At 28.8% G+C, this 12576-nt stretch carries 12 protein-coding genes; 5 read left to right on the top strand and 7 right to left on the bottom strand.

Features of this window, described 5'->3' with window-relative positions; all coding sequences use genetic code 11:
- Window positions 1–95: 95 nt before the first annotated feature.
- From tyrS to J5A73_RS02035, 3 genes are read right to left on the bottom strand one after another with little or no spacing between them, the layout of a single operon-like run.
- Entirely contained in the window at window positions 96–1319 is a 1224-nt protein-coding gene (gene tyrS, locus J5A73_RS02045) for a tyrosine--tRNA ligase (protein WP_211616184.1), read from the bottom strand.
- Between the two features lie 48 nt (window positions 1320–1367).
- Entirely contained in the window at window positions 1368–2294 is a 927-nt protein-coding gene (locus tag J5A73_RS02040; protein ID WP_147002864.1) for a phosphatidate cytidylyltransferase, read from the bottom strand.
- Entirely contained in the window at window positions 2284–2997 is a 714-nt protein-coding gene (locus tag J5A73_RS02035; RefSeq protein WP_211616182.1) for an isoprenyl transferase, read from the bottom strand. The genes J5A73_RS02040 and J5A73_RS02035 overlap by 11 nt, the downstream gene beginning before the upstream one ends.
- Before the next feature lie 183 nt (window positions 2998–3180).
- On the opposite strand from J5A73_RS02035, the gene ybaK reads away from it, so the two are divergent.
- The gene (gene ybaK / locus J5A73_RS02030) at window positions 3181–3675 is read left to right on the top strand and encodes a Cys-tRNA(Pro) deacylase (protein WP_211616180.1); all 495 of its coding nucleotides are present in this window, start codon (window positions 3181–3183) and stop codon (window positions 3673–3675) included.
- Between the two features lie 69 nt (window positions 3676–3744).
- Here ybaK and J5A73_RS02025 read toward each other — a convergent pair whose 3' ends face one another.
- The 3 genes from J5A73_RS02025 to J5A73_RS02015 all read right to left on the bottom strand — a co-directional run bounded on the left by J5A73_RS02025 (window position 3745) and on the right by J5A73_RS02015 (window position 6714).
- Window positions 3745–4551 carry an ATP-binding cassette domain-containing protein gene (locus tag J5A73_RS02025; protein WP_211617242.1) on the bottom strand — a complete coding sequence of 269 codons (807 nt, stop codon included), beginning with the start codon at window positions 4549–4551 and terminating at the stop codon, window positions 3745–3747.
- Between the two features lie 208 nt (window positions 4552–4759).
- Complete coding sequence (locus J5A73_RS02020) at window positions 4760–5461, bottom strand: GTP-binding protein (protein WP_211616178.1); 702 nt, start codon at window positions 5459–5461, stop codon at window positions 4760–4762.
- A gap of 17 nt (window positions 5462–5478) precedes the next feature.
- Entirely contained in the window at window positions 5479–6714 is a 1236-nt protein-coding gene (locus tag J5A73_RS02015) for an ABC transporter substrate-binding protein (protein ID WP_211616176.1), read from the bottom strand.
- Window positions 6715–7067: 353 nt separating this feature from the next.
- Here J5A73_RS02015 and J5A73_RS02010 point away from each other — a divergent pair, with 353 nt between their 5' ends.
- The 4 genes from J5A73_RS02010 to J5A73_RS01995 all read left to right on the top strand — a co-directional run bounded on the left by J5A73_RS02010 (window position 7068) and on the right by J5A73_RS01995 (window position 11186).
- Window positions 7068–8009 carry a tRNA-dihydrouridine synthase gene (locus tag J5A73_RS02010; RefSeq protein ID WP_211616174.1) on the top strand — a complete coding sequence of 314 codons (942 nt, stop codon included), beginning with the start codon at window positions 7068–7070 and terminating at the stop codon, window positions 8007–8009.
- An 18-nt stretch (window positions 8010–8027) separates the two neighbouring features.
- Window positions 8028–9086 (top strand): LD-carboxypeptidase, encoded by a 1059-nt coding sequence (locus tag J5A73_RS02005; RefSeq protein ID WP_249069343.1) that lies wholly within the window; start codon window positions 8028–8030, stop codon window positions 9084–9086.
- A gap of 162 nt (window positions 9087–9248) precedes the next feature.
- On the top strand, window positions 9249–10214 hold the full coding sequence (locus J5A73_RS02000) for a dipeptidase (protein WP_211616172.1): 966 nt from the start codon (window positions 9249–9251) through the stop codon (window positions 10212–10214).
- Window positions 10215–10457: 243 nt separating this feature from the next.
- Entirely contained in the window at window positions 10458–11186 is a 729-nt protein-coding gene (locus tag J5A73_RS01995) for a gamma-glutamyl-gamma-aminobutyrate hydrolase family protein (protein WP_211616170.1), read from the top strand.
- Between the two features lie 42 nt (window positions 11187–11228).
- Here the strand turns inward: J5A73_RS01995 and J5A73_RS01990 are convergent, their stop codons facing one another.
- Window positions 11229–12560 carry a citrate synthase gene (locus tag J5A73_RS01990; RefSeq protein WP_211616168.1) on the bottom strand — a complete coding sequence of 444 codons (1332 nt, stop codon included), beginning with the start codon at window positions 12558–12560 and terminating at the stop codon, window positions 11229–11231.
- Window positions 12561–12576: the final 16 nt, after the last annotated feature.

Here is a 12576-nt window from a genome sequence, read left to right as displayed (position 1 = left end):
TTTACTTAAATTTTTAAATGAGTAATTTTTTTATTTTTATAATAATTTGATAATTTCAAAATCAAAACTTTACTTTTTTTATTTTTTTTAAATTATTATTTCACTTTAACAATTTTTTTCTTCCCAGCTCTCACAATCATTCCACTTTCAAGAACAACTGTAGCTTTCACATCTTTTATTGGCTCATCATTTATTTTGAATCCACCTTGTTGAATTAATCTTCTAGCTTCACTTGTTGTTTTCATCAACCCTGTTTCTTTTACTAATAAATCAATAATTCCAACTTCTTTATATTCCAACTCAATTTCAGGCAAGTCAACATTTAAGTTTCTCTTACTGAATACATTTTCAAACCAATCTCTCGCTTCTTTAGCCGCTTCTTCACCGTAGTAAATTTTTACAACTTCTGCTCCCAATTGTTTTTTAGCTTCCATTGGATGTAAACTTCCATCTGCGATTTGTGCTTTAATTTCTTCAATTTTTTCAAAAGGAACATCAGTTATCATTGTGTAATAGTTTTCCATCAATTCATCTGAAATTGACATAACTTTTCCAAACATATCGTTTGGCGTATCTTTTACACCAATGTAGTTTCCTAATGATTTCGACATTTTTTCTACTCCATCAAGTCCAACCAAAATCGGCATTATCATACAAATTTGTTGCTCTTGACCAAAGTTTTTCTGTAAATCTCTTCCTCTTAACAAATTGAATTTTTGTTCAGTCGCACCTAATTCCACATCAGCATGTAATTCTACTGAATCATAACCTTGTAAAATTGGATACATAAACTCAATCAATGAAACTGGTTTATTTTCAGATAATCTTTTTGAAAAATCTTCTCTCGAAATCATTTGTGAAACTGTAAATTGTGACAACAAATTCAACGCATCTGATAACGATAATTTTTCTAGCCAGTCAGCATTGTAAACAACATTAATTTTATCTAAATCCAAAATTAATTTTACTTGATCCAAATATGTTTTAATATTTTCCATAACTTGTTCTTCTGACAACATTTTTCTAGTTTCAGATTTTCCAGTTGGATCTCCAATTCTTCCAGTGAAAGTTCCAATCAAGAAAAACACATCGTGCCCCAAATCTTGAAACTGTTTCAATTTTCTCAAAGGTACCGCATGTCCCAAGTGCAAATCAGAACCAGTCGGATCAATCCCTAATTTTACCCTTAATGGAGTATTTGTTGAAATTGATTTTTCCAACTTTTTCTTAAATTCATTTTCATTAATTACTTCATCGCACCCGCGACTTAAAATATTAAATTGTCTTTCTACTTCTTGTTTAATTTCTAATTCTGTCATCTTTTTATTTTTTCTCCTTATTTCTTAATTTTCTTTAATTTTTATAAATTATAAATATGCAACATATTTCATAAAATAATAAACAATCGGCAATACAAACAATGCACTGTCAAATCTATCCAAAAATCCGCCATGTCCCAAAAGCAAATTCCCAGAATCTTTAACTTCCAATTCTCTTTTTATCTTAGATTCCACCAAATCTCCCAATTCGGCAAAAACTCCAATTGCAAGTGCCAAAATAAAGGCTTTTAGTCCACCGATGGCGACATAGTCGTAATTTACGGAACAAGTTTTTGTTAAAAATGAAATTCCGCAGACAAAATTTGCAATAAATAAATATATTTTATCAAATGATAAAATCACTAAAAATACTCCCAAAATTCCTGCTATTGCACCTTCGATTGATTTTTTCGGACTGATTTTTGGAGCAAGCCTGTGCTTGAATATTTTCCCGCCGATTGCCATTCCGACAAGGTAAGCGGAAATATCACATGCCCAAATTAGCATAAATGTCATTACAACTAGAATATTTCCATTTGGAAATTCGTATTTTAATAATAAAATATGTGAAAATAAATACGAAACATAAATTATTCCAAATAAAGTGTAGGAAATTTCTGCCATTGCATTGTGAATTTTTACTTTGAAAACTTGCCTTAAAGACAGAAGAATTATTGCAAATACGATAAATCCTCCCATATCAAAGTTAATTTGCTTAAAAAGTTCAAATTTAAAATACGAAAAAATATTTTTTGAATTTTCCTGAAAATATATCGCAACAGGTAAAAACAGCCCAAGTCCCATTCCAATCCTGCTTGCCACTTCAAAGCCCTTGTCCTTTAGCATTTTGTAAAATTCAAAAAGCGATATTCCAATTATTACAAGAGTAAACACCAAAAACATCAGATTTCCTTTTAAAAATATCCATAAAAGGAAAGGTACAAACAACAAAATAATAAATAATCTACTTAACATTCAGCCCTCCGTATCTTCTATCCCTTTTATTAAAGGATAAAATCGCTTTATCTAATTCATTTTCATCAAAATCAGGCCAGAAAACATCTGTTATATAAAACTCCGAATAGGCAATTTCCCAAAGCAAAAAATTACTTATCCTAAATTCGCCACTCGTTCTGATTACAAGTTCTGGATCTGGGATTTCTGGTCGGTACATATATTTTGAAAACTCTTCTTCTGTAATTTTTTCGATTTTTTTTGTTTCATTTTCACTCAAAATTTTATTTACCGCACTTACAATTTCCCTTCTTCCGCCATAATTAAAAGCAATATTAAAAGTTATTTTTTCACAATCTTCCAAAAATTTTTGTGTATCTTCAATTTTTTTTAGAAGTTTTGGAGAAATATTTTCTTTCTCCCCTGTCACAACTAACTTCACACCTTGCTTTTTAAGATTTTTTTTCTCTTTATCCAAATATTTTCCAAATAAATCCATAAGACCATTTACTTCCTTTTGAGGACGCTTCCAGTTCTCAGTTGAAAAAGCATAAACAGTCAAATATTTCACTCCAATTTCTCCGGCATATCTTAAAATTCTCTCAAGACTAGCTGCTCCAGATCTATGCCCCTCCAATCTTATTTTTCCACGCTTTTTTGCCCATCTTCCATTTCCATCCATAATAATTGCTATATGATTTGGTATTATTAAATTTTTATCCATCCATCTTTTAACCTTTCAAGATATTTTCTATAATTATAACAGGGTATACAGTATTTTTCAAGCATAATTTTATTAAATTATATTTTTATTTCAAGATTATTTTTTTATTTAAAAATAAAATAGTTTTTGTTATAATATTAATATAGAAAAATAAAAAATTTTATTATTAGGAGATTTACAAGTATGAAACATAAAATACCGAAAACAAATGCACTTAGAATTTTGGACAAACAAAAAATTCATTATGATATTCACACTTACGAATGGAGTGAAGATAAACATGTAGGAGTCGAAGTTGGCAATCATTTTCCAGAATTAGCCGACAGAATTTTTAAGACGATTGTGTTAAAAGGGAAAAGTAAAGAGCTTTTTGTCTGTGTCATTCAAAGCGAGAAACATTTGGACTTAAAAAAAGTGGCAAAAGCCTGTGATGAAAAAAATATTGATCTACTTCCACTTTCTGAACTTGAAAAAAATACTGGCTACATTCGTGGAGGATGTTCTCCTGTTGGAATGAAGAAAAAATACAAGACTTTTTTTGATACAGAAGCAAAAATGTTTGATAAAATAGTTGTTTCCGCTGGAAAGCGAGGACTTCAAATGGAAGTTAAAACCAAAGAATTAATAAAAGTTGTGGATGGAAAACTTGCAGAACTTGTGATGGCTGAAGAAAAATAAAAGTTTTTAAAATAAAAATATATTGCATTTAATTTTAGCAATATATTTTTTTATTTATAATTTTAGATTTTAAAGTTTTAAAGTTTCCAATTTCAAGATTTCCCCATTTCTCAAATTTGCTCTCATTTTTTGAATTTTTTCATCCATTTTGTCTAATTCTTTTAAGATTTCTTTTTCTTCTGGAGAAGTTTTGATTATTTTAGCAATTCCACCATTTTTTATGATTACTCTTTTATTTGCAATTAGAGCTAGTGTTGGATCGTGAGTTGCCATTAAGACTATTTTATCTGCAGAAACTAATAATTCTAATGCTTTTTTTCTATCAATTCCAGCATTTTCAATTTCGTCAATTAAAACGATTGGAGAAGAACTTAAAATTGCTGTGTCGGCGATCATTAATGCTCTTGATTGTCCTCCACTTAAGGCTGTGATTGCTGTATCTAGGTTAAACTTTTCTCCTGCTAATTTATTTGCTTCTAAAATTATTTTTTCTGTTACAGCTTCCACATCTTCAACCATACGGCTTTTAGCATGTAATTCCAAAAATTCTTTAACCGACAAATCCATAACAAAATTCATATTTTGCGATAATTGAGCAACTAATTTATTATTTGATGAAAATCTCCATTTTTTGTCAGGAGATTCGTTATTTATTAAAATTTCTCTTTGAGTTGGCGTATCTTTTTGTGCCGTCCATTCGATGTCAGCTAATAATCTTGATTTTCCTGAACCTGTTGGTCCTACGATTGAAATTATTTCTGATTTATGAATATCTAATCTTCCAAATCCTTCTGGATTTCCTGTTTTGTCTTGTCCAGCCAAAATTGTAAGCGTTTCAACACCTGTTTCTTCTTCCATTCCCAAAAATAATTTCATTTGCTCAACATATTCAATTAACGAAATCTCAATATTTTCCACATCAAGTGCCATGTCTTCTTTTTGCTCTTCTGTAAACATTTTCAAAAACTTACTAAAAGTTTCGTCTTCATATCCTTCAATAATTATATTATTTTCAACGAAAAAATTTTCAGCAAACGGATATTTTTCTATTAATTCTCTCATCGAAAGTTTATCCACTAAATTTCTATTCATTCACACCACCTAAATTCATTTTTCTAACATTTCCCATTTGATATTTTTCACCTATTCTTGTTTCACCTAAGCAATACGAACAAAGTGCTGAAGGCATTGGAAATCTAAGTTTTTTCCCTTGAACTGTTTCAATTTCTTTTTCTTTTTCATACAACAATGTGCTCAATTCATAAGCTCCTTGTCCTGTCAAACCATTCACATGCATTGTTACAGCTGTCGGATTTACTGAATTAACTCTCGACGCAAATACTTCTCTTTCTGCTTGAGAAACGATGTCCCCTTTTGTGATGATGACAATATCAGCTGATTTTAACATTGGACCAATTTTTTTAGGCGTATTAATTCCTGATAAATTATCAATTACACAAACTCCTTTTATATCTTTGATGTATGGCGAACAACGATTACACAATCCCGCTGATTCTGTAATTAAAACCGATAATCCCAAACTTCTTCCCCATTGCACAACTTCCTCGATATTCGATACGAAAAAATGATCTGGACACAAAGCTCCTGAAATCCCTTTTTTCACTGGAATTCCCGCTTTTTCATACAATTTGTCGTCATCTGTATATAGACAATCAAATTTTACTACACCAACTGACATTCCTTGTTTTTTTAATGCATCGACCGTTTTCAAGATAACGCTTGTTTTTCCTGAAGATGGCGGTCCTGAAAATATAACTAAATTCATAATTTTCTCCTAATTTATTAAAAATATTTTTTTATTTCTTCGTCAAATAATTTTTCTCCATCACGAATAATTTTTCCTACATCGTTTTTGTAAATAAAATCCCAGCCAACCCATTTAAAATTTTGATTTTCTTCCAAGTGATTGTCAACATTTGGATTTGTTGTAGGAAATTTTCCATTTGCTGAAAATAAATTTCCAATTTTTTCCGACAAAAATAAATCTAAAAATGGTTTAATTTTATCCGCTTTTTCTTTTTTTGTAATCATAAAAATCGGACTTAAAAGAGCTCCATCTTTTGGCCAGACAACTTCTAAATCACTCGCTCCATTTACCATTTGTGAAAAAAAGTATGGAATAATGCTTATTGCCGGTGCTTCTTGCGCTTTTGTCCTAGCTTTTACCATTTGTGCTGGATGAAGATTTTTTTTGTAAGATTTTGCAAGTTTTTTAATTCCATCCATTCCATACTCTTTATAAATCATCACGATTAATGCATTAAATAAATCCAAATCCGCCATTGGAAGTGCGACCGAATTTTCAAATTCATCGGATAAAATCTCATCCCAAGTATGTGGCACTTTTCTATCTTTTAGAGCAGTTTTGTTTACCAAAAATACGGCTGGAACAACTCCCATTATTGCATATCTTTTTTTAGGATCTCGCAAATCAATATTTTCATTGCAAAAATCTTTATTCATATTTTCAAAATATGTTTCAAAAATTCCATTTTCCATATATTGACCCATCAAATTTTTATCAAAAAAAAGCTCAAATCCAGCTGACAACAAAACATCTGGAACTTCATTTGCATCTCCAGTCTTAACTTTTTCAACAACCCAGTCAAGTCCTAAATTTGCAGACTGCAATTCATATTTAATTGTGTAATCATTTTTTTTATTTTGAGCGTCAACCCATGCTTTAATTCCTTCCAATAGCGGAATTCTAATCGGACATGGCAAAACTCCTTCAATCAAAACATCGTTTTTACTAGCTTTGCCTTTATTAACTTCATTTTCTTCAAGCGAAATATCGACTTCACTATCTTTTTTTAAAAAAGCATTTAGTTTTTCCAGAAATAATTCGGGATTAATTTTTTTTGTTTTTAATGCCATTCCCAATTTTATATTTTTCCCCATAATTTGAAGCATTTTTTTATTTTTAAGAGTATCAAATCCATTTGTAATGAAAAAATCATATATTTTTGGATCGTCATTTATAATATCATATAGCGTTTTATTCAGTAAATCTTTCATATTTTTCCCCTCACATTTAAAAATTAATTTTAGATTTTTTTATAAATAAAATATTTTTTTTATTAAATTTAAAAACAAGTCTTTTTTTCTTTAGATTTAGTTGAGTTAAGTTAAGTTAAGTTAAATTTAGTTTATTTTAATTTAATTTAATTATTTTTTATTATTTAAAAAAATAATAATAATTTTTATATTTAAAAATACTTGCTTTAAATATTTATTTTAAATATTTTTTTCTTTCGAGTAAGATTTTATCATATTTTTAAAAAAAAATCTGTAATATATATTACAAAAAAATTTTAATTTGATTTTTTTTATTTTAAATTATATAATAAATAAAAAATCTAGGAGAAAAAATGAAAATATATGTAGCTCCAATGTCGGGAATTACCGATTATTCCTTTAGAAAAATAATGGAAAAATTTAATCCAGATCTTTTATTTACAGAAATGGTCAATGCCAATTTATTAAATCGTGAAAATGAAGCCACTATTAACGAACTTTTGAAGTGCGATGACAAAGAAAAAACTGGAACACAGATTTTTGGTGGCGATAAAAACGAACTTTTTTTAGGAATTTTAAAATTAGAAAAAATTGGGTTTAAAAAAATTAATATAAATATGGGTTGTCCACAGCCAAAAATTATAAAAAATGGAGCGGGTTCAGCACTTTTGGAAAATTATAATTTAATGGACGAACTTTTTTCAGAATTGCTTCCAAAATTAAATTCGGACACAAAACTTTCAATAAAAATTCGGACTGGCTACAAAAATTTTAACAATCCAGAAATTTTTTTGGATTTGGCAAATAAATACAATCTTGATTTTATCTGCGTTCACGGTAGAACACAAAATCAATTTTATTCTGGCACAGCAAATTGGGAAATTGTTTCAAATTTAAGTAAACTTCCACGAAATACAGAATTTTTTGGAAACGGAGATTTATTTGAGCCAAAATTTATAAAAGAACAAGTTAAAAAATGTAATTTGGATGGAATTATGCTCTCAAGAGGAGTTATTGGAAATCCTTGGCTGATCGCTCAAGCAAGGGAATTTTTACAAACCGGGGAAATAAAAACTGTTAAGACATTTGATAATACAAAAAAAATTGTCTTAGAGCATTTGGAAAATATTTTTGAAAACAAGGGGGAAATTAAAGCAGTTCTTGAGATAAATAAATTTTTGAAACCGTATTTTTTGGAATTTCAAGATGAAATTTTTGACTTTAAAAATAAAATTGGAAAAATTATTGTCGAAAAAAATTTTATTCAAAAACAAAATTTAATAAAAAAATTGTAAAATTAAAAGGAGAAAAAGATGATAAAATTTCCACAAGCGCCTAAATATGGCGATAAAGTTTTTTTAATATGCACTTCTTCGCCTATTTTACCAGAAGAAATAGAAAAGTGTAAACAAATTATAAAAAATCTTGGATTTTATCCTGTCGCTGGAAAAAGCCTTTCTCAAAATATTGGAGGATATATGGCAGGAAGCGCTGATATTCGGATAAATGATTTGCACGAAGCATTTTCAAACCCTGAAATAAAAGCTATTTTTTGTGTAAAAGGCGGATTTTCTTCTTCACAGCTTTTAGATAAAATCGACTATGAGCTAATTAAAAAAAATCCAAAACTTTTTGTCGGCTACAGCGATGTCACTAACTTAAATGTCGTCTTTAACCAAAAATGCGAGCTTGGAACATACCACGGTCCAATGATAAGATCAAATATGCTTTATGATTTTAACGAATTTACAAAAAAATCTTTTCTTTTTTCAATAAATAAGAAAAATGAAGAAAAATGGGAACTTGAAAATCCAAATTCAAAAAAATTAAATTTATTAAATAAAAATAATTTTATCGAAATTGAAATCAAAAGAGAAAAAGAAGTAATAGAGAAAGAAAGAATAGCGAAAGAAAAAGAAAAAGAAAATAAAGAACAAATAAAAAAAGAAATTAAAAGTAAATTTAGAGAAATACAAGGTGAATTAATTGGAGGAAATTTATCTTTACTTGTTACAATGCTTGGAACTGATTATGAAATTGATACAAAAGATAAAATTTTGTTTATCGAAGAAATTGAAGAAGAAATTAGCCGAATTGACAGAATGATGACACATTTAAAACTTTCTGGAAAATTTGACGACTGCCGTGCCGTTTTATTTGGAAATTTTGACGGCTGTGAAAACACTTACGACCCAAATTACACTTTGGATGATTTTTTAAATAATTTTTTTAAAGATTTTAAAAAGCCTGTCATTACTGGAATCGAATGTGGCCATAAAAAACCAGATTTAGTAACTTTGCCACTGGGAGCAGAATGTACAATAAATATTGACAAAAATTTTGATAATATCAAAATTTATTTTAAAAAATAGCTAAAAAAAGAGTTTAAAAAAGAGAAAAAAAGAAAAAAATATAAAATTAACAGATAAAAGAAATATATAAATAAATATAACTAAATATAAAGAAAAAAAGAAAAATAAAATAAAATAAAATAAAGAAAAAAAAGAAATAGAAAAAAAGAAAGAAGGAAAATTATGATTTTTGATATGCACGCTGATGTTTGGACTGATAATTTTTGGGAGTATCAAAAGGGAAATTTTGATGTAATTAGAAAAAAATATGAAAAAAAATTTCTGGAAGGTGGACTTTTTGGAGGAATTTTTGTAATTTATATTGATTTTAGAAAAGTTGAAAATATTGAAAAATATTTTTTGGAAGATCTTTGTGCAATGACCAGAGAATTGCACTATTCTAAAGATTTAATTCATGTTGTAAAAAGTTCAGAAGATTTTGAAATTTTGGAAAAAGAAAAGAGCAAAAAATTTAGAGTTGTTCTTGGAATCGAAGGATTAATTGGAATTGGCGACAATCTTAACTATATTTATTTACTTCATCAATTGGGAATTCGCCACATTGGACTAACTTGGAATGAAACAAACGCTTTTGCAACTGGACAAAGCGGAGATAAAAACCGTGGACTTACGCCACTTGGCATAGATGCCATAAAAGTGATAAATGAACTTGGAATTTTACTTGATTTATCCCACGCCAACGACAAGACTTTCTGGGACGTGGCAAAACATTCAAAAAAACCTTTTTTTGCCTCGCACTCAAATTCCAGAACACTTTGTCCATCTCTTAGAAACTTGACTGACGACCAGATTTTATGCATTGGAGAACACGAAGGAATGGTTGGAATGAATAGCTACCACAATTTTGTGAGTCAAAATGAAAATAAAAAAAATCTTGATACTCTAATTGAGCACATGGAATATGTTGCTGGAAAAATTGGACTTGATAAAGTTGGATTTGGACTTGATTTTGATGAATATTATACTCCTACAGGTGAAACTAGCGAAGGACTTAGTGGAATTGAAGATGTGACAAAATTAAAAAATATAATTTTGGCACTAAAAAATCGAGGATATTCTCAAAAAGAAATAGAAATGGTAACTTATAAAAATTTTATTAATTTTTATAAAAGAGTAGAAAACAAATAAATAAATAAATAAATAAATAAAATTTAAATTTTGAAAATAAAAAAATAAAAATTAAAAAATAAAATAAATAAATAAAATAAAAAGTTAAAATAAAAGAGAAAAAAGAAAAAAATATAAAATATTAAAAAAAATAAAATAATAATAATAAATAATTAAGTGAACTACTCCCGCTTGTAGAAGAGGGAGACTTCTTGCTAGATATTGTTAAAAATTTAAAAAAATAAAAGGAAAGGAAAGAAAAAAATGAAAAAGCCTATTATTGCAATAACTTCGTCGATGGACTTAAATCCCGATAGACTAAATGACAACAGAACTATGGTTTCACTTGATTACAGCAATTCTGTAATAAATTCTGGCGGAATTCCTGTAATTCTTCCAATTACAGACAATCTTGAAGTTATAAAAGAACAAGTAAAGTATTTTGACGGTCTAATTTTATCAGGTGGTGGAGATCCTGATCCAAATTTATACGGCGAAGACTGCCTTCAAGAGCTAGGAGATATTACACCTGAACGAGACGCTTTCGAACTTGCAATTTTGGAAGAATTTTTAAAAACTAAAAAGCCTATTTTAGGGATTTGTCGTGGACTTCAATTGATGAATGTCTTTTACGGCGGAACTCTTTATCAGGATATAAAATATGTAGATACAAATATTCAGCATAAGCAAAAATGGCTTGCTGATTTGCCGACACACGACATAAATATTTTAGAAAATAATATTTTATTTGAAATTTTTGGAAAAAAAGCTCGGACAAATTCATTTCATCATCAAATGATAAAAGATTTGGGAAAAGAATTGACTTCGATTGCAACTGCAAATGATGGTGTTGTGGAAGCAATTCAAAATAAAAATTATCCATTTTTTTATGGAGTGCAGTGGCATCCTGAAATGATGGCTTCTAGAGGAAATTTAGGAATGAAAAAAATATTTGATAAATTTATTGAAAGTTGTGAAAATCTTAAAAAATAAAAACAAGGGGTCTTTTACCCCTTGTAAAAATATATAAATTAACTATAAAATGACATTCCCTTCTTCATCAATTGTCTTGTAAGCTGGTCGAATCAATTTTTTATCAATTATAATCTGCTCAATTCTATGCGCATTCCAACTGGCAATCCTTGCAAGTGCAAAAAGTGGTGTAAAAATATTTTGAGGAATGTCTAATAAATTATAGACAAATCCAGAATATAAGTCAACATTTGCACAAATCGTAAAATCTTCTCCCTTTAATTCTTTTCCAACTTCTTTTGTAAGTTCTTCAATATCAGAAAACAGCTTAAACTCTTCCAATGAATCTTTATCTTTGGCAAGTTCATAAGCCTTTTCTTTTAAAAGTACGGCTCTTGGGTCTGAAAGCGTGTAAATGGCATGTCCCATTCCATAAATTTTCCCTTTTTTATCAAAAGCTTCTTTTTGAAAAATCTTTTTTATATATTCTTTTAATTTTTCTCTATCCGTATAATTACAATTTTTCTTGATATCCTGAATCATTTTTGCCACCATCGAATTTGCTCCACCGTGCATAGGTCCTTTTAATGAACCAATTGACGCTGAAATTGACGAATATGTGTCAGTTCTTGTCGAAGAAACCACATGTGAAGTAAATGTCGAGTTATTTCCTCCACCATGCTCAGAATGAATAACCAAAACTAAATCTAAAATTTCCGCTTCAAGCTCAGTAAATTTGTTATCTGGTCTTAACATATGTAGTATATTTTCAGCAACACTGTATTCTTCAACAGGGTTATGAATAATTAAACTTTTATTAAAATGCTTGTAATTGGTCGCCTGATAGCAATAAACCAAAAGACTTGGAAATTTTGCGATTAAATTTAAAGTTTGATTTATCAAATTATTTAATTCTACAGAATCAGGATTTGGGTCAAGAGTATAAAGACACAAAACCGTTCTTTGAAGCTGATTCATAATGTCAATACTTGGTTTTCGCAAAATAAAATCTTCGATAAATTCTTCTGGCAAATTTTGCAACTCTTTTAATGTACTTAAAAACATTTTCAGTTCAAAATTTTCTGGCACTTTTCCAAAAAGCAGTAAAAACATTGTTTTTTCAAAAGCAAATCTTTTTTCTTTTTCCTTAAATTTTTCAATAAGATTTTTTAGCGGAATTCCACGAAAAAAAAGCTGACCTTCTTTCGGAATTTTTTTCCCATCTTCAACGGAATATCCGATTACCGCTCCAATTTTTGTCAGTCCTACCAAAACTCCTGTTCCATTTTTATTTCTAAGTCCTCTTTTAACATCCAGCTTGTCATAAATATCTTTTGAGATGAAATTATGCTCCTGTATTAAAAGGCTCAGCTCGTGTATAAAATCACTTTTCAAATAGCTTCCTCCCTTC

The organism is Leptotrichia sp. oral taxon 218, from assembly GCF_018128225.1.
Lineage (GTDB): Bacteria > Fusobacteriota > Fusobacteriia > Fusobacteriales > Leptotrichiaceae > Leptotrichia.
The sequence above is the reverse complement of the archived record's forward strand: the minus strand, read 5'-3'. Positions and strand labels throughout refer to the sequence as shown.

Excerpts from the sequence above, each read along its gene's own strand:
- tyrS (WP_211616184.1), bottom strand. The coding sequence starts at position 1,319 with ATGACAGAATTAGAAATTAAACAAGAAGTAGAAAGACAATTTAATATT.
- J5A73_RS02040 (WP_147002864.1), bottom strand. The coding sequence starts at position 2,294 with ATGTTAAGTAGATTATTTATTATTTTGTTGTTTGTACCTTTCCTTTTA.
- J5A73_RS02035 (WP_211616182.1), bottom strand. The coding sequence starts at position 2,997 with ATGGATAAAAATTTAATAATACCAAATCATATAGCAATTATTATGGAT.
- ybaK (WP_211616180.1), top strand. The coding sequence starts at position 3,181 with ATGAAACATAAAATACCGAAAACAAATGCACTTAGAATTTTGGACAAA.
- J5A73_RS02025 (WP_211617242.1), bottom strand. The coding sequence starts at position 4,551 with ATGAAATTATTTTTGGGAATGGAAGAAGAAACAGGTGTTGAAACGCTT.
- J5A73_RS02020 (WP_211616178.1), bottom strand. The coding sequence starts at position 5,461 with ATGAATTTAGTTATATTTTCAGGACCGCCATCTTCAGGAAAAACAAGC.
- J5A73_RS02015 (WP_211616176.1), bottom strand. The coding sequence starts at position 6,714 with ATGAAAGATTTACTGAATAAAACGCTATATGATATTATAAATGACGAT.
- J5A73_RS02010 (WP_211616174.1), top strand. The coding sequence starts at position 7,068 with ATGAAAATATATGTAGCTCCAATGTCGGGAATTACCGATTATTCCTTT.
- J5A73_RS02005 (WP_249069343.1), top strand. The coding sequence starts at position 8,028 with ATGATAAAATTTCCACAAGCGCCTAAATATGGCGATAAAGTTTTTTTA.
- J5A73_RS02000 (WP_211616172.1), top strand. The coding sequence starts at position 9,249 with ATGATTTTTGATATGCACGCTGATGTTTGGACTGATAATTTTTGGGAG.
- J5A73_RS01995 (WP_211616170.1), top strand. The coding sequence starts at position 10,458 with ATGAAAAAGCCTATTATTGCAATAACTTCGTCGATGGACTTAAATCCC.